At 75.1% G+C, this 25,666-nt stretch carries 20 protein-coding genes; 6 read left to right on the forward strand and 14 right to left on the reverse strand.

Annotated elements, in window-relative coordinates:
- Positions 1–54: 54 nt before the first annotated feature.
- Positions 55–1,989, forward strand: a complete 1,935-nt coding sequence (locus ACF1AK_RS09020; protein WP_391498090.1) for a non-ribosomal peptide synthetase — start codon at positions 55–57, stop codon at positions 1,987–1,989.
- Positions 1,986–4,814 carry a condensation domain-containing protein gene (locus tag ACF1AK_RS09025; protein ID WP_391498092.1) on the forward strand — a complete coding sequence of 943 codons (2,829 nt, stop codon included), beginning with the start codon at positions 1,986–1,988 and terminating at the stop codon, positions 4,812–4,814. The genes ACF1AK_RS09020 and ACF1AK_RS09025 overlap by 4 nt, the downstream gene beginning before the upstream one ends.
- Before the next feature lie 64 nt (positions 4,815–4,878).
- Here ACF1AK_RS09025 and ACF1AK_RS09030 read toward each other — a convergent pair whose 3' ends face one another.
- From ACF1AK_RS09030 to ACF1AK_RS09060, 7 genes are all read right to left on the reverse strand, one after another.
- Positions 4,879–5,256 (reverse strand): TcmI family type II polyketide cyclase, encoded by a 378-nt coding sequence (locus tag ACF1AK_RS09030; RefSeq protein ID WP_391498093.1) that lies wholly within the window; start codon positions 5,254–5,256, stop codon positions 4,879–4,881.
- A 2-nt stretch (positions 5,257–5,258) separates the two neighbouring features.
- Positions 5,259–5,714 carry an SRPBCC family protein gene (locus ACF1AK_RS09035; RefSeq protein ID WP_391498094.1) on the reverse strand — a complete coding sequence of 152 codons (456 nt, stop codon included), beginning with the start codon at positions 5,712–5,714 and terminating at the stop codon, positions 5,259–5,261.
- A 1-nt stretch (position 5,715) separates the two neighbouring features.
- On the reverse strand, positions 5,716–5,976 hold the full coding sequence (locus tag ACF1AK_RS09040; protein ID WP_391498095.1) for an acyl carrier protein: 261 nt from the start codon (positions 5,974–5,976) through the stop codon (positions 5,716–5,718).
- A 71-nt stretch (positions 5,977–6,047) separates the two neighbouring features.
- A complete protein-coding gene (locus ACF1AK_RS09045) occupies positions 6,048–7,289 on the reverse strand; it encodes a beta-ketoacyl synthase N-terminal-like domain-containing protein (RefSeq protein WP_391498096.1) in 1,242 nt (413 codons plus the stop codon).
- A 5-nt stretch (positions 7,290–7,294) separates the two neighbouring features.
- Positions 7,295–8,554: a beta-ketoacyl-[acyl-carrier-protein] synthase family protein gene (locus tag ACF1AK_RS09050; RefSeq protein WP_391498097.1), complete on the reverse strand. Its 1,260-nt coding sequence runs from the start codon at positions 8,552–8,554 to the stop codon at positions 7,295–7,297.
- Positions 8,551–8,985, reverse strand: a complete 435-nt coding sequence (locus tag ACF1AK_RS09055) for a cupin domain-containing protein (RefSeq protein ID WP_391498098.1) — start codon at positions 8,983–8,985, stop codon at positions 8,551–8,553. Before ACF1AK_RS09055 ends, ACF1AK_RS09050 begins: the two co-directional genes overlap by 4 nt.
- Before the next feature lie 95 nt (positions 8,986–9,080).
- Positions 9,081–10,247, reverse strand: a complete 1,167-nt coding sequence (locus ACF1AK_RS09060; RefSeq protein ID WP_391498099.1) for a SchA/CurD-like domain-containing protein — start codon at positions 10,245–10,247, stop codon at positions 9,081–9,083.
- 304 nt (positions 10,248–10,551) lie between these two features.
- On the opposite strand from ACF1AK_RS09060, the gene ACF1AK_RS09065 reads away from it, so the two are divergent.
- Positions 10,552–12,177 (forward strand): FAD-dependent oxidoreductase, encoded by a 1,626-nt coding sequence (locus ACF1AK_RS09065; protein WP_391498100.1) that lies wholly within the window; start codon positions 10,552–10,554, stop codon positions 12,175–12,177.
- Between the two features lie 64 nt (positions 12,178–12,241).
- On the opposite strand, the gene ACF1AK_RS09070 is transcribed toward ACF1AK_RS09065, so the two are convergent.
- Entirely contained in the window at positions 12,242–13,906 is a 1,665-nt protein-coding gene (locus ACF1AK_RS09070; RefSeq protein ID WP_391498101.1) for an APC family permease, read from the reverse strand.
- 472 nt (positions 13,907–14,378) lie between these two features.
- Between ACF1AK_RS09070 and ACF1AK_RS09075 the strand changes: the two genes are divergently transcribed.
- Positions 14,379–15,239, forward strand: coding sequence for an EamA family transporter (locus tag ACF1AK_RS09075; RefSeq protein ID WP_391498102.1), 861 nt, complete (start codon positions 14,379–14,381; stop codon positions 15,237–15,239).
- 49 nt (positions 15,240–15,288) lie between these two features.
- On the opposite strand, the gene ACF1AK_RS09080 is transcribed toward ACF1AK_RS09075, so the two are convergent.
- Both ACF1AK_RS09080 and ACF1AK_RS09085 read right to left on the reverse strand, forming a co-directional pair.
- Positions 15,289–15,600 carry a hypothetical protein gene (locus ACF1AK_RS09080; RefSeq protein ID WP_391498103.1) on the reverse strand — a complete coding sequence of 104 codons (312 nt, stop codon included), beginning with the start codon at positions 15,598–15,600 and terminating at the stop codon, positions 15,289–15,291.
- On the reverse strand, positions 15,597–15,923 hold the full coding sequence (locus ACF1AK_RS09085; protein ID WP_391498104.1) for an SAV_915 family protein: 327 nt from the start codon (positions 15,921–15,923) through the stop codon (positions 15,597–15,599). Before ACF1AK_RS09085 ends, ACF1AK_RS09080 begins: the two co-directional genes overlap by 4 nt.
- Before the next feature lie 407 nt (positions 15,924–16,330).
- Here ACF1AK_RS09085 and ACF1AK_RS09090 point away from each other — a divergent pair, with 407 nt between their 5' ends.
- Positions 16,331–18,556 (forward strand): NADP-dependent isocitrate dehydrogenase, encoded by a 2,226-nt coding sequence (locus tag ACF1AK_RS09090; RefSeq protein WP_391498105.1) that lies wholly within the window; start codon positions 16,331–16,333, stop codon positions 18,554–18,556.
- 99 nt (positions 18,557–18,655) lie between these two features.
- On the opposite strand, the gene ACF1AK_RS09095 is transcribed toward ACF1AK_RS09090, so the two are convergent.
- A complete protein-coding gene (locus ACF1AK_RS09095) occupies positions 18,656–20,116 on the reverse strand; it encodes an MFS transporter (RefSeq protein WP_391498106.1) in 1,461 nt (486 codons plus the stop codon).
- A gap of 141 nt (positions 20,117–20,257) precedes the next feature.
- On the opposite strand from ACF1AK_RS09095, the gene ACF1AK_RS09100 reads away from it, so the two are divergent.
- Complete coding sequence (locus tag ACF1AK_RS09100; RefSeq protein ID WP_391498107.1) at positions 20,258–20,971, forward strand: TetR/AcrR family transcriptional regulator; 714 nt, start codon at positions 20,258–20,260, stop codon at positions 20,969–20,971.
- Positions 20,972–21,082: 111 nt separating this feature from the next.
- Here ACF1AK_RS09100 and ACF1AK_RS09105 read toward each other — a convergent pair whose 3' ends face one another.
- The 3 genes from ACF1AK_RS09105 to ACF1AK_RS09115 form a co-directional block, all read right to left on the reverse strand.
- Positions 21,083–22,051, reverse strand: coding sequence for a cytochrome c oxidase assembly protein (locus ACF1AK_RS09105; protein WP_391498108.1), 969 nt, complete (start codon positions 22,049–22,051; stop codon positions 21,083–21,085).
- Positions 22,052–22,239: 188 nt separating this feature from the next.
- Positions 22,240–24,084, reverse strand: coding sequence for an FAD-dependent monooxygenase (locus tag ACF1AK_RS09110; protein WP_391498109.1), 1,845 nt, complete (start codon positions 24,082–24,084; stop codon positions 22,240–22,242).
- On the reverse strand, positions 24,081–25,634 hold the full coding sequence (locus tag ACF1AK_RS09115) for a class I adenylate-forming enzyme family protein (RefSeq protein ID WP_391498110.1): 1,554 nt from the start codon (positions 25,632–25,634) through the stop codon (positions 24,081–24,083). Before ACF1AK_RS09115 ends, ACF1AK_RS09110 begins: the two co-directional genes overlap by 4 nt.
- Positions 25,635–25,666: the final 32 nt, after the last annotated feature.

The following is a 25,666-nucleotide window of genomic DNA, read 5'->3' on the forward strand; positions in this document are numbered from 1 at the left end:
CCCTCGCCGCAGGGCGCTCCGGCATGCCGCCGGGGCGCCCGGAAGGACCCGCCCATGACCGGCCCCCTCACCACCGTCCCGGAGCTCGTCGCCCGGCAGGCCGCCGAACGCCCCGACGCGCTCGCCGCCACCGACGGCAGCACCACCCTCACCTACCGCGAACTCGCCACCGCAGCCGCCCGGTTGGCCGCCGAACTGACCGCCCGCGGGGTCCGCCCGGGCAGCGCCGTCGGCCTGCTCTGCGCCCGCGCCGCCCGCCTGCCCGTCGCCCAGCTCGCCGTCTGGTGGGCCGGCGGCCACGTCGTCCCGCTCGACCCCGCGTACCCGCGCCCGCGGCTGCGCGCCATGCTCGACGACGCCGGCGCCCGGCTCACCCTCGGCGACAAGGCACTGCTCGCCGAGGCGGGCCTGCCCGGGGAGGACGTCCTCGTCCTCACCGAACTCGGCCCCACCGCGGTCGCCGGCACCGGCCCCGGCACGCCGCGCACGCCCGGGCCCCCGGCCCCGGACGCGGCCGCCCTCGTCTACTACACCTCCGGCTCCACCGGCCGTCCGAAGGGCGTGCTCGTCCCGCACGGCGCCGTCGCCGACCTGGTCACCGCCGCCGACGGCCCCGCCCCCGCCCTCGGCCCCGGCGACCGCGTGCTGCACCACTCGCCGGTCGCCTTCGACGCCGCCACCTTCGAACTGTGGGGCCCGCTGGCGCGCGGCGCCGCCGTCGCGCTGTCCCCGGCCGGGCGCCCCAGCGCCGAGGAACTCGCCCGCGACGTCGAGCGGTTCGGCGTCACCACCGCCTTCCTCACCACCGCGCTGTTCCACCAGCTGGCCGCCCGCCGCTCACGGATCTTCGGCGTGCTGCGCACCGTGCTGGCCGGCGGCGAGGCGCTCTCCGCCGAGCACGCGGACGCCGTGCTGCGGGCCTTCCCCTGGCTGCGCCTGTTCAACGTCTACGGACCCACCGAGGCCACCACCTTCACCACCCTGCACCGGGTGCGGCCCGCCGACCGCACCGGACCGGTGCCGATCGGCCGCCCCTTCGGCGGCGCCGGCGCCCTCGTCCTGGACGCGGACCGCCGCCCCGTCCCCGACGGCACCCGCGGCGAACTGTGGATCTCCGGCGCCCGGGTGGCGCTCGGCTACCTCGGCCGACCCGAGCTGACCGCCGAGCGCTTCGCCGTCCTGCCCGGCACCGGGCGCGCCTACCGCACCGGCGACCGGGTGCTGCGCCGCCCGGACGGCGTGCTGGAGTACCACGGCCGGCTGGACGACCAGGTGAAGGTGCGCGGCTTCCGGATCGAGCCCGGCGAGGTCGAGCACGCCCTGCGGAGCCTGCCCGAGGTGGCCGAGACGGCGGTCGTGGTGCGCCGGGCCGGGCAGGAGGACGCCGCGCTCACCGCGTACGTGGTCCCCGCCGAGGGCCGGCGCCCGGTGCCCGAGGCGCTGCGCCGCCGGCTCGCCGAACGGCTCCCCGCCCATCTGGTGCCCACCGCCTGGACACTGCTCGACGCGCTGCCGCTCACCACCAGCGGCAAGGTCGACCGGCGCGCGCTGGCCGCCGACGAGGGCGCACCGGCCCCCGCCCCCGGGGCCGCCCCCGCCCCCGGCGCGCTGACGCCGATCCAGCAGGTGGTCGCCGCCGCCTGGTCGCGCGCCCTGGAGCGCCCGGTCACCGCCCCGGACGCGGACTTCTTCGCCGAGGGCGGGCACTCGCTGCTCGCCATGTGGGTGGTCGACGATCTCCGCGAGGACCTCGGCGTCGGCCTTCCGCTCGGCGACTTCCTCGACCACCCGACCGTGGCCGGCCAGGCCGCCCTGGTCGAACGGGCCCTGCGGGCCGCCGAGGCCGACGCCGACACCCCCGCCGAGGCCGACTCCGAGGCCGACGCCGCCGAGGCCGACGCCGCCGATGCCGACGCCGCCGGAGCCACCGCCGCCGGAGCCGTCACCGACGGCGTGGAGACGGAGACCCCCGAGGAGCCCGCCCGATGACCAGCCAGGCCGACCTGCTCCGCCGCGCCCGCCGCCGCACCGCGGCCGCCGCGTCCGCCGACCCCGTCCCGCCCCTCACCCACACCCCCGGCCCGGCCCCGCTCTCCCACGCCCAGCAGCGGATGTGGCTGATGGAACGCCTCGGCCAGGGCGGCCCCCGCTACCACGTCCCGCTGGCGACCCGGCTGCACGGCCCGCTGGACCTCGACGCCCTCGCCACCGCCCTGACCGGCCTCACCACCCGCCACCACGTCCTGCGCACCCGCTACGGCCACCACGACGACCGCCCCCACCAGGACACCGGACCCGCCGTCCCCGTCCCGCTGCCCGTCCGGCACGCCACCCCCGAGGCCGCCACCGCCCTGCTGCACGCCGAGGCGGCCCGGCCCTTCGACCTCGCCACCGGCCCGGCACTGCGCGCCCTGGTCGTCCGGCACGCCCCCGACGACCACACCCTGCTGCTCACCCTCCACCACATCGCCGTCGACGGCGGCTCGCTGCCCGTCCTCGCCGCCGAACTCGCCGAGCTCTACGCGGCCGCCGCCGACGGCCGCCCGTCCGGCCTGCCCGAACCGGGCCTCCAGTACGCCGACTACGCCCGCTGGGAGCGCTCCCGCGACGACCGGCTCGCCGCCGCGGCCGCCGAACGGGCCCGCCGCCTCGCCGGCGCCCGCCCGCTGCCGCTGCTGCGCGCCGTCCCGCCCGGCACCCCCGAACGCCGCGCCGTCCTGCACTGCGCCCCGCTCACCGCCGCGACCCTCGACGGCCTGCGCCGGCTCGGCGCCCGGCACGGCGCGACCCCGTTCACCGTCGTGCTGGCCGCCGCCTTCGCCGCCCTGCGCACCGCCACCGGCGGCTCCGACCTCGTGCTCGGCTGCGCCGGCGGCCACCGGGCCCGGCCCGGACTGCGCCGGCTGATCGGCCTCCAGGTCAACACCCTGCCCGTGCGCGCCCGGCTGCCCCGGCCCGACGGCGACCCGGCCTTCACCGAGGTGCTGGCCGCCGTGCGTACCGCCCTGCTCGACGCCCAGGCGCACCACGAGGTGCCCTTCGACCTGGTCGTCGAACACCTCGGCGCCGCCGCCCGGGGCGAGGACGGCACCCCGCTGCTCGCCGTGAGCTGCGACCTGGTCCGCCCCCCGGAGCCGCTGAGCCTGCCCGGCCTCACGGCGCGGGCCGTCGAGGTCGACCTCGGACTCGCGAAGTTCGGCCTGAGCCTGCTGGTCGAGGAGGGCCCCCGGCCGCGCTGCCTGCTGCAGCACGACCCGGCGGCGCTGGACGAGCCCACCGCGCGCCGCCTGCACACCGCCTTCACCGAACTGCTCACCGCCCTCGCCGCCGACGCCGGCCGCCCGCTCTCCGCACTCCCCGGCGAACGCCTCACCCCGGCCGGCGGCGGACACCCCGTCGTCACCGCGCTGCTCGCCGACCCCCGGGTCACCGACGCCGCCCTCCACCTCGCCGGCGACGGCCCGGCCCTCGCCTACGCGAGCGTGCGCGGTCCGGTCGCCCCGAGCGGCGCCGAACTGCGCGCCGCGCTGCGCCGCCGGCTCCCGCGGGCGGACCGGCTGCCGCTCGCCGTCACCCTGCTGGACCGCATCCCGCGCCACCCCGACGGCACCCTCGACCCCGCCCGCCTCCCCGGACGGCCCGCCGCCCCGGCCCGCCTCCCCGAGGTGCTGGACGCGTTCGCGCAGCTGCTGGGCGTGCGCCCGTCACCGGACGGGGACTTCCTGCGGCTCGGCGGCCACTCCCTGGCGGCGGTGCAGCTGGCCGAACGGCTGCGCACCCGGGCCGGTCTGCCGCTGACCGGACTGGACGTGCTGGAGCAGCGCACCCCGCGCGCCCTGGCCCTCCTGCTCGCCGCCCGCGCCGCCGAACGCCGGGCCACCCCCGGCCGCCGCTCCGCGCCCGGGCGGTCCGCCGCACGGGCCGGGACGGTGCTGCTCACCGGCGCCTCCGGGGGCGTCGGCGCCGCCGTCCTCCAGGAGCTCCTCGCCCAGGGCCGCCCCGTCCGGGCGCTGGTGCGCCCCGAGTCGGCCCACCTGGTGGCCGCCGCCGGTGTCGAGGTGGCCGAGGGCGACCTCGCCGACCCGGACAGCCTGCGCCGGGCCGTCGAGGGCGTGGACACCGTCGTCCACGCCGCCTGCACCTTCACCGAGCACGCCGTCGACCTCGCCGCGATGCGCGCCCTGGTCGGCGGCTGGCGCGGCACCGGCGGCTTCGTCCTCGTCAGCAGCGTCGACGCCTACGGCCGCCCCGCCCCGGGCGAGGTGGCCGAGGGCGCCCCCGCGGCCGGAGCGCTCAGCCCCTACGGCCGGGCCAAGCTCGACTGCGAGCGGATCCTCCTGGACGCCGCCCCCGGGGCCCGCGGCCCGGTCTCGGTGGTCCGCCCGCCGCTCGTCTGGGGCCCGCACCGGCGGCTGCGCGACCAGCTGCGCTGGGGCGCCACCGGCACGCTCTACCAGGCCGCGCTGGCCGGCCGCCGGATCCTGCTGCCACCCGCGGACGGGGGCCGGGCGGGCATCGGCTGGGTGCACTCCGCGGCCCTCGCCCGGGCCGTCACCGCGAGCACGGCGCTCGCGCCCGGCCGGGTCGTCAACGCGGTCACCGGCCATGTGCCCTGGGCCGCGTTCACCGCCGAACTGGTCCGGCTGCTCGGTTCGTCCAGCCCCGTCGTGCACGGTCCGGACGCCGACCCCGAGCTGCTGCGCCCCTGGCACTACCGGGCCGACGCGCTGGCCGGTCCGCTGCGCCCGGAGCCCGGCGAGGACTGGCGCACCGTCCTCGCCGCGATGACGCTCGGCACCGCCGCCGCGCGCTGAGCAGGCGGACACCCCGGGGCCGTGGGGGCCCCGGGGCGTCCGCCCGGTCACCGCCGGCGCGCGCTCAGCCGCGCCGGTCCCAGCGGTAGAACTCGTGCGCCATCGCGTCCTTCGGCCCCCGCCAGGTGGCCGGGTCGTACGCCTGGACGAACGCGGCGAGCGCATCGCTGATCGCCCGGAACTCGGGGTGGCCGGTCACCTGGGCGACGGCCGGGCCCGGCGGGCGGTCCGCCTCGATCAGGTGCAGGTAGACGTCGCCGAACTGGAACAGGCTGCGTCCCGTCACCCCGATCAGGTGCGGGAGTTCACCCCGGTCGTCGGAGTCGGCGAACACCTCGGCGATGCCGGCGGCCGCGTCCGGCTTCATCCGGGCGACGATCAGGGCGCGATGGGTCTGCGCCGTCCCGGGCACGCTCCCGGGAGTGGTCACGGGGGATGCCATGGTCAGACCTCCGCCGCCTTCTTCTCGACCTTCTCGCGGATCAGCTGCATCTGGATCCGGGAGTTGCGGTTGATGTGGTTGACCATGCCCTCGTCGTCGACCGGGGCGGTGGGCTTCATGGCGAAGTCCTGCACCCAGCGCATCCGGGTGCCGGCCGGAACCTCGGCGTACTCCCAGCGGATGTCCATGAACTCGAACGGGCCAGGCTCGACCCGCCGGGCGTTCACGGCGAGTTCGGCGCGGTCGGTGGTGCGCTCGGAGACCCAGCTCCACACCTTGCCGTCGTCGTCGGGGTGCATGGTCAGCCGGAACCGCACCCGGTCGCCGTCGCGCTCCAGCACGTCGACGGAGGCGTACTCGCTGAACAGCTGCGGCCAGTTCTCCAGGTCGTTGGTGATCTCCCAGACCAGGTCGAGCGGGGCGGCGATGACGATCTCGTTGTCGGTGTGTCCGGGCATCTCAGGCACCCGCCTTCGCGGTGACGGCGGAGTTGACCAGCTCCAGGAACTCGGCGGGGGTCTTGGCCGACTCCGCGCCGTTGGTGACCTTCACGCCGTGCCGGTTCTCCAGTTCGCCGACCACGCCGAGCAGGCCGAGGGAGTCCACGCCGAACTCGTCGAAGGCGGCGCCGGGGCGCTCCAGGGCGGCCGGCTCGATCACGACGCCGGCCCGGGCCTGGATGAGCGCCGCGAGTTCGGGATAGCTGAGGGTGTTGCTCACGGGGGTGTCCCTTCGTTGCGAGCGAGTGGTGAGCGGGTGGTGATCGGGTGGAGCAGGGGGTCGGGGCGGGTTCAGGACGGCTCGCCGCGCCGGAGCACCAGCGCCGAGTTGGAGCCCATCAGCCCGCGGCTGAGCACCAGCGCGGTGCGCAGTTCGGCCGGGCGGGCCCGGTCGGTCACCAGGGCGAGGTCGTGGGCGACCTCGGTGACGTTGGGAGTGGGCGGCAGCACGCCGTCCTCCATGGCGAGCACGGCGGCGGCGGTGTCCAGCGCGGGGGCGCCGCAGTAGGCCCGCCCGGTACCGGACTTGGGGGCGGTGACCGGGACCCGCTCGGCGTAGGGGCCGAGCGCGTCGGCCAGCGCGAGCGCCTCGGCGCGGTCGGCGGCCGGGACGCCGAGGGCGTCGGCGAAGACCACGTCGATCTCCTCCGCCGCGATCCTGGCCCGCTCCAGGGCGATCCGGATCGCCGCGGCCAGGCCCTCGCGGGACTCCACCCAGCGGGAGGCCCCGGTGAAGGTCGCGCCGTGGCCGGCGATGTGCGCCCGGACGGCGGCCCCGCGCCGGCGGGCGGCCGCCTCGTCCTCCAGCAGCAGCATCGCGCCGCCCTCGGCGGGGGCGAAGCCGGCCGCGTCGGGGGAGAACGGCAGGTAGGCCCGGTCGGGCCGGTCGGCGAGGCTCAGCTCGGGGTAGCCGAGCTGGCAGACCATCGAGTAGGGCGCGAGCGGGGCCTCGGCGGCGCCGACCACCACCGCGTCGGTGCCGTGCTCGACGGCCCGGGCGGCGTGCGCGAGCGCGTCCAGTCCGCCCGCCTCGTCGCTGGCCACCACCGCGCACGGGCCCTTGTAGCCGCCGCGGATGGAGATCTGGCCGGTGCTGGCCGCGTAGAACCAGGCGATCGACTGGTAGGGGCCGACGAACTGTGGTCCCTTGCCCCACAGCTGCTGGAGCTCGCCCTGGCCGAACTCGCCGCCGCCGGAGCCGGCCGCGGTCACCACGCCCACCGCGTACGGCTGTTCGGGGTCGGCGACGAAGCCGGCGTCCGCCACCGCCTGGTCGGCGGCGGCCATCGCGTAGTGCGTGAACCGGTCGGTCTGCACCAGGTAGCGGTTGTCGATGGCGGTCCGCGGATCGAAGTCCCGCACCTGGCCCGCGATGCGCAGCGGGAGGTCCGCGCAGCCCTCGCGGGATATCCGGTCGAGGACGCTCACGCCCTGCCGGGTGGCCTTCCAGAAGGCGTCGGCCCCCACGCCGTTCGGTGCCACCACACCCAGGCCGGTGATCACCGCCCGGCGGTTCTGCTGACGTGACGTCATGGATCTCACCCCGTTCTTGTGAGCACGACGGCGGACTGGAATCCGCCGAATCCGCTGCCGACCGACAGGATGTTCCGCAGCGGCAGCTCCCGCGCGGTGCGCGGCACGTAGTCGAGGTCGCACTCCGGGTCGGGTGTCTCGTAGTTGGCGGTCGGCGGCACCACCCCGCGGTCCAGCGCGAGGGTGCAGGCGACCACCTCGATCGCGCCGATCGCGCCGAGCGAGTGCCCGACCATCGACTTGATCGAGCTCATCGGCGTCCGGTACGCGTGCTCGCCGAGCGAGCGCTTGACGGCCGCCGTCTCGTGCCGGTCGTTCTGCTTGGTGCCCGAGCCGTGCGCGTTGACGTAGTCGACGTCCTGGCGGTCGACCCGGGCGTGGTCGAGCGCGTGGTCGATCGCCCGGGACATCTCCAGCCCCTCCTGGGTGAGGCCGGTCATGTGGTAGGCGTTGCCGAAGGTCGAGAAGCCGCCGATCTCGCCGTAGATCCGCGCGCCGCGCCGGCGGGCGTGCTCCAGTTCCTCCAGCACCAGGACGGCGCCGCCCTCGCCGAGCACGAAGCCGTCGCGGTGGGCGTCGAACGGCCGGGAGGCGTGGGCCGGGTCGTCGTTGCGTTCGCTGGTGGCCTTGATGGCGTCGAAGCAGGCGACGGTGATCGGGGAGATCGGCGAGTCGGAGGCGCCGGCGACGCAGATGTCGGCGCGCCCGTCCTCCACCGTCTGGAAGCCGTAGCCGATGGCGTCCAGGCCGGAGGTGCAGCCGGTGGAGACGGTCTGCACCGGTCCGTGCGCTCCGGTCCGCTCGGCGACCGCGGAGGCGAGCGTGCTGGGCGCGAACGCCCGGTGCAGCTGCGGCTCGGCGAGCCGGTGGTCGACGTCCCAGCGGGCGCCGCCGGCGCTGACCAGGGCGTAGTCGTGCTCCAGCCGGGTGGTGCCGCCGACGGCGGTGCCGAGCGAGACGGCGATCCGCCACGGGTCCTCGGCGGCCAGGTCGAGCCCGGCGTCGGCGATCGCCTCGTCGGCCGCGACCATCGCGAACTGCACGTAGCGGTCGGCCCGTCGGACGTCCTCCGGGCCGAGCCCGTGGGCCGCCGGGTCGAAGTCGCACTCGGCGGCGATCCGGGACCGGAACCCGGCGGGGTCGAAGAGCGTGATGCCCCGGGTCGCCGTCCGCCCGGCGGTGAGGAGGTCCCAGAACGCCGGGACCCCGACCCCTCCGGGCGCGACCACGCCGATACCGGTGACGGCGACCCGACGGCGGCTCACGAGCCCACCTTGGCGTGTTCCGGCGGGCCGGAGTTGACCACCGGCCCGGTCTCCTCGGTGTCGACGTGGCCGAGTTCGGGGCGCGGCGCCAGCGGGCCGAGGTGGAAGACCATCTTGGCCACCGAGTCGCCGACGTTGCGGAACCGGTGGCGCATGTCGACCGGGATCAGCAGCCCCTGTTCGGGCTTGAGCACCCGGGTCTCGCCGTCCAGGTCCACCTCCAGGTCGCCGGTGACGACGAACACGAACTCCTCGGAGTACGGGTGGTAGTGCTCGCCGATCCGCTCGCCCGGCTGCACGATGGCCAGCCCCATGAACCCGCTGGTGGCGCCGCAGGTGGTCGGGGTGAGCATGGCGCGCAGGTCGCCGCCGCGCCGGCGGTTCTCCGGAACCTCGGAGACGTGCACGATCCGTGGGTACTGCGTGGACATGGTTTCTTCCTTCTGTTGCCGGGGCTTGTCGTGCCGGAGCTGCTGGTGCCGCGGCTTCCGGTGCCGGAGTTCCCGGGGCCGGGTGCGGGCGGTGGTCAGGAGTCCTGGGACGTCCGGTCGGTGACCGGGTTCATGCTGCGGGCGGCGAGGAAGGCGCGCAGCCCGGCGTCGGTCCGCAGGTCGCCCTCCGGTCCGAGGTCGAGCAGCCGGCCGAGGAGGGTCGCCTCGCGCTCGCCGGCCACGCCCAGGGCCGCCGCCGGGTCCGCCTCCGGCGGCAGCCGCAGGTCCACCAGCCGCACCACGACGTCCTCGCGGTGGAAGACGGTGCTCGCGGCGACCGGGCCGGTGGGGTCGGCGGTGGCGAGGACGTCGTACTCGGCGAGCAGGTCGGTGACCACCTTCCCGTTGCCGGGCTTCACCGGGTACAGCACGGCGTGCCGGTGCAGCCGCCCGGAGACCGGGGAGCCGCCCACCGCCTGGTTGGCGGCGGGCAGCGCGGCCCGGGCGAAGAAGGCGCGCGCCGCCTGCGGGTCACCCAGCTGCCGGGCCTCCTCCAGGTACGGGTTGATCGCCTCCTCGACGGCCCGCACCTCGGGCTGCAGGGCGACGTGCCGCAGGGCGTCCCCCAGGCTGCCGATCACCTCGACCGCGCGGACCACCCGGTTGCCGTGCATGAACAGCGAGGTGCGCCGCAGCCGGGTGGCCCCGTCGACCTCCGCGCGGGGGGAGGCGTAACCGGAGAGGATCCGGGCCACCTCGGGCTCGCTGCCGGGCTTGACGGTGAAGGTGAGCGCGTGCCGGACCACCCCGTCCGGGCCCGGGTCGGCCTTCGGCGGGCCGGCCTGCCCGGCCGGGGCGGTGCGCGGCAGGCCGGCCGGCACCTCCAGCGGCGCGCGGCTGCCGGTGGCGCCGGCGGCGGAGGTCTCCCGCAGGATGGTGTAGCGCAGCGAGCGGAAGGTGTCGCTGACACAGCCGTGCATCGGCTTGACCATCTCCCGGTGGGCCGGGCTGTCCACCCACGCCAGGAAGGTCTCCTGGTCCTCCCACTCGCTGGTGATCAGCCACTGGCGGGGGTCGTTGATGGACTGGCAGAGCTGGTCGCTGACGTGGCCGGGGACGGTCGCGACCTGGTGGCGCAGCTTCTCGTACACGTCCATGAAGCGCTGCTGGGCGCCGTCCTGGATCTCCAGCATCAGCACCACCCGCAGGCGGGTCTCGGAGGGGGAGTGCTGCCGGGCGGGCGGTTCGGACAGGGTCGTCATGATCCACTTTCTGCTTCTGGGCCGCGCGCGTCGGGGGCCGCGTGCGGCGGCGCCGGTGCCGGAGGGGGCCGGGCGGCCCCCGGCGGGAGGGGTGCTGCGGTGTCGCTCGGCCATCAGGCCTGAGGTCGATCGTGCGCGGCGCTCCCGAGTGGCGCGAGATATGCGGGCCATCCGGGCGACGAGACGGCACAAGGCGCCCGTCACGGGGGACGGTAGGACCGGGCCGCCGTGCCCGCGAGGCCCCGACAGGGCGCCGCCGAGCCCCGCATTCGGCCCCGAACTCCCGTACAGGCTGGAGCAATTGATGAATCCGAAGGTGGACGACCGGGTACCGGTCCTGATCGTCGGCGGCTCGCTGGTCGGGCTGTCGGCCTCGCTCTTCCTCGGCCGACTGGGTGTCAGGCACCTGCTGGTCGAGAAGCACGCCGACACCTCGCATCACCCGCGCGGCCGAGGCAACAACGTGCGGACGATGGAGCTGTACCGGGTGGCCGGGATCGAGACGGCGATCCGCGAGGCGGCGTCCGTGCTGGCCCCCAACCACGGCATCCTCCAGGCGCCCTCGCTGACCGGCGAGGAGCAGGAGTGGCTGTTCCGGGAGATCGACCCCGGCGGGCGGCTGGCCCGGTTCAGCCCCAGCTCCTGGTGCCTGTGCAGCCAGAACGACCTGGAGCCGGTGCTGCGCCGCGCGGCCCGCGACCTGGGCGCCGAGATCCGCTTCGGCACCGAGCTGCTCTCCTTCGAGCAGGACGCCGACGGGGTGACGGCGCTGCTGCGCAGCCGGGAGACCGGCGAGGAGCGGGTCGTCCGGGCGGAGTACCTGGTCGCCGCGGACGGCCCGCGCAGCCCGGCCCGCACCCGGCTGGGCATCGGCCAGAGCGGCCAGGGCGAGCTGTTCCACAACGTCAGCATCACCTTCCGGGCGAAGCGGCTGGCCGAGGCGGTCGGCGACCGCCACTTCATCGCCTGCTACCTCACCAACCCGGAGGCGGACGGTGCCCTGCTGCCGGTCGACAACCGGGAGGAGTGGGTCTTCCACGCGCCCTGGCACCCGGAGCACGGCGAGCCGCTGGAGGCGTTCACCGACGAGCGCTGCGCCCGGCACATCCGGGCCGCCGTCGGGATGCCCGAACTCGACGTCGAGGTGACCGGCAAGGCTCCGTGGCACGCCGCCGAACGGGTCGCCGAGCGCTACTCGGGCGGTCGGGTCTTCCTGGCCGGGGACTCGGCGCACGAGATGTCCCCGACCGGCGCGTTCGGCTCCAACACCGGCATCCAGGACGCGCACAACCTGGCCTGGAAGCTGGCCGCGGTGCTCTGCGGCTGGGCCGGCCCCGGGCTGCTGGAGACCTACGGGCAGGAGCGCCGGCCGGTGGCGCGGGTGACCAGCGAGCGCGCCTCGGCCCGCTCCGCCGAGCACAGCCACCCCGGCTACGCCGTGGTCCCGGGCGTCGGCCGGCAGGCCGGGGTGCTGGCGGTGGCGCTCGGCTACCGCTACCCGCAGGGCGCGGTGCTGGGCACCGACCCGGCCGGCCCCGTGGTCCCGGACGCCTTCGAGTCGACGGGCGAGCCGGGCAGCCGGGCCCCGCACCAGTGGCTGCTGCGGGCGGGCGTGCGGCTGTCCACCCTCGACCTGTACGAGCAGGCGATGGTGCTGCTGACCGGCTCGGCGGGCACCGCCTGGAAGGACGCCGCCCGCCGGGCGGCCGACCGGCTGGCCGTCCCGCTGGACGCCTACCGGATCGGCGACGGCGCGGACGACGACCTGGCCCCCGAGCCGGGCGCCGACTTCGCCGCCCTGCACGGCATCCGCCCCGACGGGGCCCTGCTGGTGCGCCCGGACGGCTTCGTCGCCTGGCGGTCCGAGCACCCCGCCGACGACCCCGAGGCCGCCGTGGAGCATGCCCTGCGCTCGGTGCTGTCGCTGTAGCCCGACGCGGAAGGGCCCGCCGGTCGCACGGCCGGCGGGCCCTTCCGCGGGGTCGGACGGTGTCTCAGTGACCGCCCTCGTCGACGACCTCGACGTCCTCGATGTTGCGCTCGATGATCTCGGCCGGCAGCGCGACCCGGATCGCCCAGTAGTAGATCACCAGGGAGAACACCGCGACCGCCGCCATGTCCCACCACATCGGGATCCGGCCGGTGCCGTCGCCGAAGCCGCCCTGCCAGGAGATCAGGCCGAGGCCCAGCAGATAGGCCGGCAGCCACTGGGCGGCCCGCCAGTCCATGTGCGGGGCGTTCGGCAGGCCCTTGCGGATCGCGTACGTGGCGTAGCTGCCGAGCAGCAGGTAGCCGATGACGATCGCGATGCCCAGGCGGGACAGGGTGTGCCAGCCGGACCAGTAGATGATCAGGCTGGAGACGATGAAGGACGCCGGGGCGATGGCCGCGCCGCCGGGCAGGCGGTAGGAGCGCTCGCGCGCCGGCAGCCGGCGGCGCAGCGCGCCGAAGGCGAGCGGGGCGCCCGCGTACATGAGCACGCTGGCCGAGGTGATGAAGCCGACCAGCTCCTGCCAGCTCGGGAAGGGCATGAAGCAGACGACGCCGGTGACGAACGACATCAGGAGGCCGAACCACGGCGCGCCGCGCTTGTCGACCCGCTCGAACAGCTGCGGCGCGTAGCCGTTCTTGCTGAGACCGTAGGCGATGCGCGAGGTGGAGGTGGTGTAGATGAGGCCGGTGCCGCCGGGGGAGACGATGGCGTCGAAGTACAGCACCCAGGCCAGCCAGCCGAGGCCGACCAGGGTGGCGAGGCCGGCGAACGGGCCGTCGATGCCGGGGAAGTCGAGCTTGTCCCAGCCGCCGGCGAAGGTGGAGGCGGGCAGCGCGGCGATGAAGACGACCTGCAGCAGCACGTAGATCGCGGTGCCGATGGCGACCGAGCCGAGCACGGCGCGCGGGATGTCGCGCTTGGGGTTGCGGCTCTCGCCGGCCAGCTGGATCGCCTGCTCGAAGCCGAGCAGGGCGAAGATGATGCCGCTGGCGCTGACGGCGGTGAGCACGCCCTTGATGCCGAACGGGGCGAAGCCGTGCGAGGTGAAGTTGGAGCCGTGGAAGTTGCTCACGGACAGCACGAAGATCGCGAACAGCGGGACGAAGATCTTCAGCCAGGTGGCGGCGCTGTTGGTGCGGGCGAGCACCCGGACGCCGAGGAAGTTGACCGCGACGAACAGGGCCATCAGCAGCACGGCGACGACCATGCCGCTCGGGGTGAGGGTGCCGTTGTCGTTGAGGAAGCCCTGCGCGAACTCCCAGTGCCCGGCGTAGCCGATCATCGCCTCGACCTCGATGGGCGCGACGGTGGCGGCCTGGAGCCAGGAGAACCAGCCGAACGACATGCCGGCCAGCCCGCCGAAGGCGTAGTGCGGGTAGCGGGCGGTGCCGCCGGCGACCGGGAACATGCCGCCGAGCTCGGCGTGCACGAAGGCGAGCAGCACGATGGCGACCGCGCCGATGCCCCAGGAGACGAGCGCCGCCGGTCCGGCGACGACGACGGCGTTCTTCGCGCCGTAGAGCCAGCCCGAGCCGATGATCGAGCCGACCGAGGCCCACATGAGGCCGATGAGACCGACTTCGCGGCGCAGCGACCGGTGGGTGGTGGTTCCGGTGCCGGAACCGGTGCCCGAACCGGGCGGGGAGAGCTGGTTGAGGGAGGCCATGCGCAATCTCTCTGTGCTGTGGGGGCTCCGGTCGTGCGGAGCGCGGAGAGTTGACACACGGTAGGCGGATTCGGAGACATCTGCACAGATTCCATTACTGAATGTTTACCTACTTCGCAGGATATTTCCGCAGGTAGGCGCCCATCTGTTCATGCACCCGTTACGTGACGGATGAGTAGTTTCGGCGTTTCCGCCATATGTGAGCATTGATTTCCCCCCGGGCGGGATGATAAGGCGGAACGGGTTATGGAAATCAGGCTGTTCGTATAAGGATGCAGCCCCGTTCCCGGTCGCGTAGGGTGCCCTCATGCGTTCCCGGATCCTGCCGCCGCCCGTCCGCTAGCGGGCGGCCCACTCCACGCACCCCCGCCCGGCGGCCGCGCCGTTCCCGGGCCGATGAGTGCCGCCCGCTGCGCCGGTGGACCTCATCCGGCCGGGCCCCGCCCGGCACCCCGTCGTGGAGATCGAACGCATGACCACTCCTGCCGCCGTGCCGTTCCGGCACGGCCTGCTGTCCATCTCGGCCGCCGCCGTCGCCTGGGGCGCGGGCGGGGCCGTGGCCGCCCTGCTGATGGGCGCCGCCGGGCTCGGCCCGGTCGCCGTCTGCGCCTGGCGGTTCGCCGTCGCCGCCGGCTGTCTCGCCCTGCTGCCCGCCCGGGGCGCCACCGGGCCGCGCCGCGCCGCCGTGCTCACCGGGCTCGGGCTGGCGGTCAGCCAGTGCGCCTACTTCGGCGCGGTCCGCTGCGCCGGGCTCGGCCTCGGCACCCTGGTGACCATCGGCGCCGGGCCGGTGCTCACCAGCCTCGGGGCCCGTCTGCTGCTCGGCGAACGGCTCACCGGCCGGGCGGCGGCCGCCAACCTGCTCGCCCTGGGCGGACTGGTCCTGCTGGTGGCGGGCCCGGCGGGCGGTCCGCGGCCCGCGCTCGGGGTGGCGCTCGCCGCGCTGGCCGGTGCCGGGCAGAGCGGCCTGACCCTGTGGGCCCGGGCCGGTGGTGCGGCCCGCGCCTCGGCCGGGGCGTTCACCACCGGCCTGCTCTGCCTGCTGCCGCTCGCCCTCACGGTGGACGGCGGTGTGCTGCCGACCGCCGGGGCGCCGCTGCCGACGGCGGGCGCCCTGCTGTTCCTGGGCACGGTGCCGACGCTGCTCGCCTACCGCTGGTACTTCGCCGGCCTGAGCGTCGTCCCGGGGGCGACTGCGGCCGTCCTGGTCCTGCTCGAACCGGCCACCGCCGCCGCCCTCGGCGTGGCCTTCTTCGGCGAGCCGTTCACCCTCGCCCTGCCGGCGGGCTCCGCCCTGCTGCTGACCGCCATCGCCACGCTCACCCGCCGCTAGGCCCTCTCTGATCCGCAAGGGCGGGCCCGGCCGGGCCCGCCCTTGCGGATCAGGGCACCGGGCGCAGGGCCGGCCGGGCGGGGGCGAGGGCGCGCAGCACCAGGTCCACGTGGACGTGGGCGGCGCCCGCCCGCAGCAGCGCGGCGGAGACGGCGCGTAACTCCTCCGGGCCGGTGCAGGCGAGCCGCAGTTCGAGGTCGGCGTCGCCGGCCAGCGCCAGGCCGCTCTGCACCGCGGGGAACTCGGCGGCCAGCCGGTCGAAGTCGAGCGGGACCGGGCCATAGCTCACCCGGGCGAGGGCCTGGAGCGGGCGGGCCGGCTCGGGCTGCGGCGCGCCGGGGACGAGGTGGAGCGCGCTCACCGGCGCTGGAGCCGGGCGCCGGAGCGGGGAGCGGTGTGCCCGGTGGCCGGGCGGGCGGCGCCGGTGCCGGCACCGCCCACCGGCGGGGCGACCAGCCGGGGGTCCAGGACCAGTTCCTCGACGCCGAGCGGCGCGGTGAGCGCGCGCAGCGCCGGTTCGCCGAGCTCGACGGCGGCCTGCCCCGGGCCGAGCAGCCCGGCGAGCGCGCCCGCCGAGCTGAAGCCGACCGCACAGCGGCGGCCGTCGCGCAGGCGGAAGAGGCGGAGGGAGGTGGTCCGTCCGGTGACGGTGACCGGAACGTGCCAGACGACGACGCGGGCCATGCGGGTGCTCCCGGGTGATGGAAGGGGGACCTGCCGGAACTGCTCGGTGCTGCTCGTACTGCTCGTGCTGCTCGGTGCTGTTCGGTGCTGCGCGGAACGCGAGGAACGCGCTCGGAACGCGCGTAATCCCCGGTGCTGCTCGGAACCTCTGCCCATGACGCTAGGGCGGCCACGGGCGCACGGTGAACAGTCCTGACGCAGCGTTGACCGAATGCCGCACCGCGTTGACGGAGTCCTGACGGTCGGGTGCACCGCTCACCGGACGGCGCTTCCCGGCCCGCTCCGCTTGCCCCGCGGCGGCCCCGGGACGACGGTGGAGCTGATCCGATTCCGGGGGGAGGTGGAGCGAAGGGGCGGTCACGAGATATCTTGACGTCAAGACGTTGGAGACGTGAAGCGGAGTACCGATGACTGACTCGACCATCATCTATACGCACACCGACGAGGCGCCGGCCCTGGCAACGTACTCGTTCCTGCCGGTGGTCCAGGCGTACGCCTCGACGGCGGGCGTGAAGGTGGAGACTCGCGACATCTCCCTCGCCGGGCGGATCATCGCGAGCTTCCCGGAGCGTCTCACCGAGGACCAGCGGATCGGCGACGCCCTCGCCGAGCTGGGCGCGCTCGCCAAGACCCCGGGTGCCAACATCATCAAGCTGCCGAACATCTCGGCTTCCATCCCGCAGCTGAAGGCCGCCATCGCCGAGCTGCAGGCGCAGGGCTACGCGCTGCCGGACTACCCGGACGACCCGCAGACCGACGAGGACAAGGACGTCCGCGCCCGGTACGACAAGGTCAAGGGCAGCGCCGTCAACCCGGTCCTGCGCGAGGGCAACTCGGACCGCCGCGCCCCCGCGTCGGTCAAGAACTACGCCAAGACCCACCCGCACCGCATGGGCGCCTGGTCGGCCGACTCCAAGACCAATGTCGCCACCATGGGCGAGAACGACTTCCGCTCCACCGAGAAGTCGGCCGTCATCGCCGAGGACGGCGCGCTGCGCATCGAGCTGGTCGCCGAGGACGGCGCCACCACCGTGCTGCGCGAGTCGGTCCCGGTGCTGGCCGGCGAGGTCGTGGACGCCTCGGTCATGCGCGCCGCCGCGCTGAACGAGTTCCTGGCCGCGCAGGTCGCCAAGGCCAAGGCCGAGGGCGTGCTGTTCTCGGTCCACCTCAAGGCCACCATGATGAAGGTCTCCGACCCGATCATCTTCGGCCACGTGGTCCGCGCCTTCTTCCCGCAGACCTTCGCCAAGTACGGCGAGGTGCTCGTCGCGGCGGGCCTGAACCCGAACAACGGCCTCGGCGGCATCCTGGCCGGGCTGGAGAAGGTCCCGCACCTGGGCGAGGAGATCAAGGCCTCGTTCGAGGCCGAGCTGGCCGAGGGCCCGGCCCTGGCCATGGTCGACTCCGACAAGGGCATCACCAACCTGCACGTGCCGAGCGACGTCATCGTCGACGCCTCGATGCCGGCCATGATCCGCACCTCCGGCCACATGTGGGGCCCGGACGGCCAGGAGGCCGACACCCTCGCCGTGCTGCCGGACAGCAGCTACGCGGGCGTCTACCAGGCCGTCATCGACGACTGCCGCGCCCACGGCGCCCTGGACCCGGCCACCATCGGCTCGGTCCCGAACGTCGGCCTGATGGCCCAGGCCGCCGAGGAGTACGGCAGCCACGACAAGACCTTCGAGATCGCCGCCGCCGGCACCGTGCGCCTGGTCGACGCCGCCACCGGCGCGGTCGTCCTGGAGCAGGCCGTCCAGCCGGGCGACATCTTCCGCTCCTGCCAGACCAAGGACCTGCCGATCCGCGACTGGGTGAAGCTGGCCGTCACCCGCGCCCGGGTCACCGGCAACCCGGCCGTCTTCTGGCTGGACGAGAGCCGCGCCCACGACGCCGTGCTGATCGAGAAGGTCAAGGCGTACCTGGCGGAGCACGACACCGCCGGCCTGCAGATCGAGATCAAGTCCCCGGTCGAGGCCACCAAGTTCTCGCTGGAGCGCATCCGCCGCGGCGAGGACACCATCTCGGTCACCGGCAACGTGCTGCGCGACTACCTGACCGACCTGTTCCCGATCCTGGAGCTGGGCACCAGCGCCAAGATGCTGTCGGTCGTCCCGCTGATCAACGGCGGCGGCCTGTTCGAGACCGGCGCCGGCGGCTCCGCCCCGAAGCACGTCCAGCAGCTGGTCAAGGAGAACTACCTGCGCTGGGACAGCCTGGGCGAGTTCTTCGCGCTGGCCGCGAGCTTCGAGCACCTGGCCCGCACCACCGGCAACGCCCGCGCCCAGGTGCTGGCCGACACGCTGGACCGCGCCACCGGCACCTTCCTCAACGAGGACAAGTCGCCGAGCCGTCGCCTCGGCGGCATCGACAACCGCGGCAGCCACTACTACCTGGCCACCTACTGGGCCCAGGAGCTGGCGAAGCAGACCGAGGACGCCGCGCTCGCGCAGGCCTTCGAGGGTCTGGCCAAGACGCTCACCGAGCAGGAGCAGACCATCGTCGAGGAGCTCATCGCGGTGCAGGGCTCCCCGGTCGACCTGGGCGGCTACTACCAGCCGGACCCGGCCAAGGCCGCGGCCGTGATGCGCCCGTCGAAGACCCTCAACGAGGCGCTCGCCAACCTCGGCTGACCCGACCGGTCACCGCTCACCGCTGAACCCGGCAGGCCCCGGGGATCCGTCGCGACGGATCCCCGGGGCCTGCCGGCCTTCCCGGCCCCGGCGGACCGCTCAGTGCCCCTCGCCCTCCGGCCGGGCGTACCGGGGGAGCAGGAAGGCGGTCAGGAAGGCCGCGGCGAGCAGTGCGGCGACGAGCCCGTACGTCCAGCCGGCCGCGTGCCGGAAGCCGTCGGTGCCGGCCCGGCCGAAGAAGGCGGTGCCGAGCAGGGCCACGCCCACCGAGCCGCCGAGCTGCTGCTGGGCGTTGAGGACGCCGGAGGCCGAACCGGTCTCGGACTCCTCGACCCCGGCCAGCGCGATGTCGAAGAACGGCGCCATGATCAGGCCGAGGCCCAGCCCGGTCAGGGCGAGCGCCGGGGCCAGCTGCCAGCTGCCGAGACCCGCGTCCCCGTGCTCGACGGTGAACCGCAGGCCGAGCGTGCCCGCCACGGCGACGGCGAGACCGGCGTGCAGCACCCGCCGGCCGTACCGGGGTGCCAGCAGGCCGCCGGAGAGGACGGCGCCGACGACCACGCCGACCGACAGCGGGATCATCGAGAGCCCGGCGTGCAGCGGCGTCCAGCCGAGGCCGAGCTGCAGGTGGAGGGTGAAGACCAGCAGGAGCCCGGAGAGCGCGGCGAAGAACACCAGGCCGGTGGCGAGCGCCGAGACGAAGGCCCGCTTGCCGAGCAGCGAGGGCTCGACCAGCGGGGTGCCGCCGCGCCGGAGCACGCCGCGCTGGTGCCGGGTGAACAGCCACAGGACCGGCACCGAGGCGGCCATCGAGAGGACGCTCCACAGCGGCCAGTCCAGCTCGCGGCCCTGGACCAGCGGGTGGACCAGCAGCAGGACGGCGAGGCCGAGCACCAGCACGCCGACCGGGTCGAGCCGCCCGGCGCCGGCGGTGCGGGTGACGCGGTCGGCGGGCAGGAGCCGGGGGGCGGCGAGCACCGCGATCAGGCCGAGCGGCAGGTTGACCAGGAAGACGGTCCGCCAGCCGAGGCCGAACAGGTCGGCGTCGGTGAGGTAGCCGCCGAGGGTGGGCCCCAGCACCGAGGACAGGCCCAGCACGGGGCCGAACAGCCCGAACGCGGCGCCGAGCTCCCCGGGCGGGAACATCGCCTTGATGAGGCCGAGCCCCTGCGGGATCAGCAGCGCCGCGAACAGGCCCTGCACGGTGCGGGCGGCGATCAGGGTGCCGGCGCCGGGCGCCGCCGCGCAGAGCAGCGAGGCGAGGGTGAAGCCGGCCGCGCCGAGGACGAACAGGCGCCGGCGGCCGAAGAGGTCGCCGAGCCGGCCGCCGGTGATCAGCAGGACGGCGAAGGAGAGCGTGTAGGACGCGGTGATCCACTGGATCTGGGCGTCGCTGCCGCCGAGGTCCTGCCGGACGGAGGGGGCGGCGACGCCGACGATCGTGGTGTCGAGGAGGTCCATCACCTCGGCGGCGAGGACGACGGCGAGGCCTGCCCAGCGCAGCCGGTGACCGGCGGTCGGGGGCGCGGGGGCCTGGGGCGGGGCGGTCTGACCGGTCATGCGGGGCCTCCGGAACCAGAGCTGTCGACGAACGCTGTTCGTCGCTACGAACACTGTTTGGTTGGACGAACAGTGTTCTCCCATGGAACGGTGTTCGTGTCAAGTAATCTGGGATCCGTCGCCGACCCCGAAGGAGCCCCCATGAGCAGTGCCGCCCCGCGTTCCGGCTGGCCCGAGCACTGGCAGGGGAGGGCGAAGGCCGCCCCCCGGCGGCAGCCGCTCAGCCGGGAGCGGATCGTCGAGGCGGCGCTGCGGATCGTCGACACCGAGGGCATGGACGCGCTCAGCATGCGCCGGGTCGGCCAGGAGCTCGGCACCGGCGCCGCCAGCCTCTACGCCCACGTCGGCTCCAAGGAGGAGCTCGTCGAGCTGGTCCTGGACCTCGCCTACGCCGGCATCGAGCTGGAGCCGGCCGACCCGGCACGGTGGCAGCAGCAGATCAAGGACCTGCTGCGCCGCTCCCGGGAGGCGCTGCTGTCGCACCGCGACCTGGCCAGGGCCGCGGTGGTCGCCAACGTCCCGGTCACCCCGCACGCGATGGACATCGCCGAGGCCATGCTCGCCATGCTGCGGGCCGGCGGCCTGGACGAGCAGACCGCCGCCTACGGGGTCGACCTGCTCGGCCTGTACACCACCGCGACCGCCTTCGAGGCCTCCAGCCGGGGCGGAGCCGACACCCAGGAGTTCACCGACCGGATCCGCGGCTACTTCGCGACCGTCCCGCACGAGCGCTATCCGATGATCACCTCGATGGCCGCCGCGCTCACCCGTAACGTCGGCGAGGAACGCTTCGAGTTCGGCCTGGACATCCTGGTCGCCGGCCTCGCCCGGCAGGCCCCGGGCGGCGCGGCCTGAGGGCCGCCCCGGGAACGCCGGCCCGGGAAGGACCCGCCACGGGAGCCGTCCCGGACGCGCAGGAGCCCCCGTCCGCGATCGGACGGGGGCTCCCGGGGGAACGGGCCGGGCTCAGCCGGCGTCGGCCGCGGGGCGCCGGCTGCGCTGGTCCAGCGAGGCCAGGTAGGCGTTGTACGCCGCCAGCTCGGCGTCACCGCTGCGGTCCTCGGCGCGGTCCCGGCGGCGCGAGAGCCGCTGCTCCGAGCCCATCCACTGGTAGACCAGCGCGATCAGCACGATCGCGGTCGGGATCTCGCCGAACGCCCAGGTGATGCCGCCCGCGAGCTTCTGGTCGGCCAGCAGGTCCGTCCCGGACGGCGCGCCCGCGGTGGTGAAGGTGTTCACCAGCTGGTGGTTGGCCATCATCACCGCGACGCCGAAGAACGCGTGGAACGGCATGCCCATGAACAGCTCGATGATCCGCATCACATGGCCGGGCCGGTGCGGGCCCGGGTCCACGCCCATGATCGGCCAGAAGAAGACCAGCCCGGTCGCCAGGAAGTGCACCATCATGAAGATGTGCCCGAGCCGGTACTGCATCAGGAAGTCGAACAGCGGGGTGAAGTAGACCCCGTACAGGCTCGCGATGAACAGCGGGATGGTGAAGGCCGGGTGCGAGATCACCTTGACGTACGTCGAGTGCAGCAGCGCCACCAGCAGCTCGCGCGGCCCGCGCGGGCGCCCCTTGCCGGCCGGCCGCAGCGCGCGCAGCGCCAGGGTGATCGGCCCGCCGAGCAGCAGCAGGATCGGCGACAGCATGGAGAGCACCATGTGCTGCATCATGTGCGCGCTGAACAGCACCATGCCGTAGTCGTTCAGCCCCGTGCAGGTGACCAGGATCACCGAGCCGACACCCAGCACCCAGGCCACCGTGCGCCCGACCGGCCAGCCGTCGCCGCGCCGCCGCAGCCGGACCACGCCGGTGACGTACAGCGCGAGCGCGGCCAGGCTGCCGATCAGGAACACCCAGTCGGGGGACCAGGTGAGCACGTTGGAGAGCGAGAACGGGCCGAGCTCGGTCATCCCGCCGTGGTGGTGCATGCCTGACATTCCGTCGCCCATCGGCGGGTCCCGCTTTCCCTCGTCACGGCCCCTGGGTGGGTCCGGTTCGCCCGTTTTGCTTCGGCATACAGCCTAGGCGGGCCTTACCCCGGGCCGCGCCCCGGCCCCCGTCGCACCCGCGGCGTCCGTGATCCGCGCCGCGCTCGCCCCGCCCCCGGCGGGCCGCGTCAGGCCCCGCCCTCCGCCCGGGCGGCGCCGCGCACGCACCAGGCGTCGATCCGGCCCGCCAGGATGTGCGGCTCCGCCTGGTCCGGACGCGCCCGGAAGCCACTGAGCATCACCGGGATCCCGAGCGCCGAGCGGACGGCGTCGGCCCATTCGAGCGCGTCGAGGACCGCCTCCGGGCCGGTGTCCCCGCCGGGCCCGGCGTCGAGGTCGGCCAGCTCGCACAGGCCCGCCGCACGCATCGCGCGCAGCCGGGCGAGCAGCGCCTCCACGGCCTCGCCGGACGCCGGGCCGCCCGCGGGGGCGACCGTGCTGCGCACCGCGACCACCGCGCCCGGGGCCCGGCCGCCGCTGCGGCCGGCGACCGCGGCGGACAGGGCCGCCGCCTCACCACCCGCCCGGACCGGGTCCGGCGGGCAGGCGCCCATGTCGACGACGACCAGCGGCGGCGGGTCGGCGGGGTGCCGGGAGGCCGGACCGGCCAGGTGGTCCGCCAGCCGGTCCGCCGTGACGACGGCGCCGCCGCCCGCCGGGCGGCCGGCCGGCGCGAGCACCCAGCCGTACGGCGCGTCCCGCGGCACCGTGTCCTGCGGGGTGCCGTCGCCGAGGTCGAGCACGAGGCGCCCCGGGAGCCGGAGCCCGCCGACGTCCAGCGGCAGCCCCAGCGCGCCGTCCGGGGTGGGCCGGTAGTCGCCCCCGGCGACCACCCGGGTGGCCTCCTCCACGAGTTCCGGGGCCTCGGCCCGCACCTTCGCGGCGACGGGCAGGACGGCCCGGCTGAGCAGGTGCACGGAGAACTGCGCGCCCGGCCGCTCCAGGTGGGCCGGAGCGTTCTCGAACCACCGCATGCTGCGCTCGCCGGCGTCCTGGAGGGCGCGGACGCTGGGCAGCCGCCGGCGCTCGTACTCCGCCAGCGCGTCGGCGACGGCCTCGTGGCGGTGCAGTGCGCGGGCCAGGTAGTAGCCGTCCTCCAGGGCCATCCGGGTACCTGACCCCACCGAGTAGTGCACGGTGTGGGAGGCGTCGCCGATGACCACCACGTTGCCGTGCACGCAGCGGTCGAGCCGCACCGCGGGGAAGTTCGCCCAGCGCAGCTCCTTCGCCTGGAGGGGGTGTCCGGCGAGGTGCTCGCCGAAGACGTCCGACCAGTGGCCGAGGTCCTGCTCCAGCCGCCCGCGTTCCGCCGCGGCCGCGGGGTCGCCGGTGGCGGGCAGCTCGACCACGAAGGTGCTCACGCCGTCCCCGTGCGGGTATCCGTGGGCGACGACCGGCCCGTGGGCGGTCTCCTCGAAGATGAAGGTCATGGCGTCGAACTCGGCCGTGGTGCCGAGCCAGGCGAACCGCGACCGGCCCAGGCCGGTCCGCGCGCCCAGCTCCCCGGCCAGCGCCCGCCGGGTCCGGCTGGCCGCGCCGTCGGCGGCCACCACCACGTCGTACTCGGTGCTCAGCACCTCCGCGTCGGCGGCGAGCCCGTAGTGCAGGGCGACCCCCGCCCCGGCCGCCCGGCCCGCCAGCTCCGCGAGCAGCCGGTGCCGGGAGAGGGCCACGTAGCCGTGGCCGGCGCTGCGGTGGCGCCGGCCACGGGCCCGCACCTCGACGGCGTCCCAGGTGACCTGGGCGGCCAGCAGCCGGCCGAGGGAGGGCGCGATGAAGTCGATGGTGCGGACGGCGGTGTCCGAGAACACCACGCCGTACCCGTAGGTCTCGCCCTCGGGCGCGCGTTCGTACACGTCGACGGTCCAGCCGGGGCGGGCCGCCTTGATCTGGGCCGCGGCGAGCAGGCCGGCCGGCCCGGCCCCGAGGCAGGCCACCCGCTTGGGCCGGCCCTGCGGCGGCGTGCGGGTCATCCGCGCGCCCCGGGCTGCCCGGCGGCCTGCCCGGCGGTCCGCGCGGAGGCCTGCGCGGCGGTCCGCCCGGCGATCTGCTCGGCGAGGACCCGGCGGAGGATCTTCCCCGCCCCGTTGCGCGGGATCTCCGGGACGATCACGACCTCCCGGGGAAGCTTGTACGAGGCCAGCCGGCCGTGCAGGTGGGCCAGGAGCCGGGCGGTGGCGAAGGAGGGGTCCTCGGTGACCACGAAGGCCAGCGGCACCTCGCCCCAGACCTCGTCCGGGACGCCGATCACCGCGGTGTCGCGCACCCCCTCGAAGCCCGCGACGGCGTTCTCCACCTCGGCCGGGAAGACGTTCTGGCCGCCGCGCTTGATGACGTCCTTGATGCGGTCCTTCAGGTGGACGAAGCCGTTGGCGTCCATCACGCCGAGGTCACCGGTGCGGACCCAGCCGTCCACGACGGTCCGGCCGGTCTCGACGGGGTCGCCGACGTAGCCCGACATCCGCCCGGGGGCCAGCACGCACACCTCGCCGATCTCGCCGACGGGCAGCGGGCGGTTGTCCTCGTCGTGGATCTCCACCGTGATGCCCGGCACGCTGCGGCCGCTGGACTCCCGCGGCACGGTGTCCGTCCCCGGCGCCGCCCCCGGGCCCACCGCCCAGGTGCAGAAGGTGCCGCCGGCCTCCGTCATGCCGTAGACGTTGCGGAAGCCGCAGCCGAAGGCGCGCGCGGCGTCGCGCAGCAGGTCCTGGCTCATCGGGGAGGCGCCGAACATGATCTCGCGCAGCCGGTTCTCGACGACGGCGTCGGGCCCCACGGTCATCATCAGGAAGCGGAGCATCTGCGGGACCATCCACAGGTGGGTGATCTCCTGCTCGGCGATGGTGCGCAGCACGGCGCGCGGCTGGAACTCGCGCATCAGGTGGAGGGTCGCCCCGGCGGCGAGGTAGTGGAAGGTCACGGTGACGCCGCCGTGCGCCAGCGAGTTGAGGTTGAGCAGCCGGACGCTGTCGTCCGCCCGCGCCTCGGCGAGCCAGGAGAGGGTCATCTGCCGCAGCGCCTCGGAGGTCTGCAGCACCCCCTTCGGCTTCCCGGTGGTGCCCGAGGTCAGCAGGAAGGCCAGCGGGTCGGAGGGGGAGGCGGCCGACGCGGTGAGCGGGACCTCGGTGGCCAGGGCCCGCTGGAACTCCTCCGACTCGAAGACGGTCGTGCGGCGGGCGTCGAGCCCGAGCCGGTCGGTCAGCCGGCGCTCGCCGATCACGTGCCGCACCCCGAGGCGCTCGGCGACCTCGGTGAACTCGGCCGGGGACATGGCGTGGTTGACCGGGACGAACGGGGCACCCAGGTGCGCCAGCGCGAAGTAGCCCACGATCACCTCGAACCTGTTGCGCGCGTGCACGGCGACCGGGTCGCCGTGCCCGACGTCCTGGTCGCGGAGGAGGGCCGCCACCGACTGGGCGGCCGCCCTGAGCCGGCGCCAGGTGAGACTGTTCGCCCCTTCGACGACGGCCGGGGCGTCGCCGCGCTGCTGGCAGTGCCGGTCGAGGATGTCACTGAACCACATTGATCTCTCCGATGAACTCGTACGGTGCCGGG

Origin of the sequence: Kitasatospora sp. NPDC015120 (genome assembly GCF_043080305.1) — a bacterium.
Taxonomy (GTDB): domain Bacteria; phylum Actinomycetota; class Actinomycetes; order Streptomycetales; family Streptomycetaceae; genus Kitasatospora.

Coding starts and splice junctions, on each gene's coding strand:
- ACF1AK_RS09115 (WP_391498110.1), bottom strand. CDS start 25,634: ATGTGGTTCAGTGACATCCTCGACCGGCACTGCCAGCAGCGCGGCGAC.
- ACF1AK_RS09060 (WP_391498099.1), bottom strand. CDS start 10,247: ATGACGACCCTGTCCGAACCGCCCGCCCGGCAGCACTCCCCCTCCGAG.
- ACF1AK_RS09095 (WP_391498106.1), bottom strand. CDS start 20,116: ATGACCGGTCAGACCGCCCCGCCCCAGGCCCCCGCGCCCCCGACCGCC.
- ACF1AK_RS09110 (WP_391498109.1), bottom strand. CDS start 24,084: ATGACCCGCACGCCGCCGCAGGGCCGGCCCAAGCGGGTGGCCTGCCTC.
- ACF1AK_RS09045 (WP_391498096.1), bottom strand. CDS start 7,289: ATGACGTCACGTCAGCAGAACCGCCGGGCGGTGATCACCGGCCTGGGT.
- ACF1AK_RS09035 (WP_391498094.1), bottom strand. CDS start 5,714: ATGCCCGGACACACCGACAACGAGATCGTCATCGCCGCCCCGCTCGAC.
- ACF1AK_RS09025 (WP_391498092.1), top strand. CDS start 1,986: ATGACCAGCCAGGCCGACCTGCTCCGCCGCGCCCGCCGCCGCACCGCG.
- ACF1AK_RS09085 (WP_391498104.1), bottom strand. CDS start 15,923: ATGGCCCGCGTCGTCGTCTGGCACGTTCCGGTCACCGTCACCGGACGG.
- ACF1AK_RS09070 (WP_391498101.1), bottom strand. CDS start 13,906: ATGGCCTCCCTCAACCAGCTCTCCCCGCCCGGTTCGGGCACCGGTTCC.
- ACF1AK_RS09020 (WP_391498090.1), top strand. CDS start 55: ATGACCGGCCCCCTCACCACCGTCCCGGAGCTCGTCGCCCGGCAGGCC.
- ACF1AK_RS09065 (WP_391498100.1), top strand. CDS start 10,552: ATGAATCCGAAGGTGGACGACCGGGTACCGGTCCTGATCGTCGGCGGC.
- ACF1AK_RS09030 (WP_391498093.1), bottom strand. CDS start 5,256: ATGGCATCCCCCGTGACCACTCCCGGGAGCGTGCCCGGGACGGCGCAG.
- ACF1AK_RS09055 (WP_391498098.1), bottom strand. CDS start 8,985: ATGTCCACGCAGTACCCACGGATCGTGCACGTCTCCGAGGTTCCGGAG.
- ACF1AK_RS09090 (WP_391498105.1), top strand. CDS start 16,331: ATGACTGACTCGACCATCATCTATACGCACACCGACGAGGCGCCGGCC.
- ACF1AK_RS09075 (WP_391498102.1), top strand. CDS start 14,379: ATGACCACTCCTGCCGCCGTGCCGTTCCGGCACGGCCTGCTGTCCATC.
- ACF1AK_RS09100 (WP_391498107.1), top strand. CDS start 20,258: ATGAGCAGTGCCGCCCCGCGTTCCGGCTGGCCCGAGCACTGGCAGGGG.
- ACF1AK_RS09105 (WP_391498108.1), bottom strand. CDS start 22,051: ATGCACCACCACGGCGGGATGACCGAGCTCGGCCCGTTCTCGCTCTCC.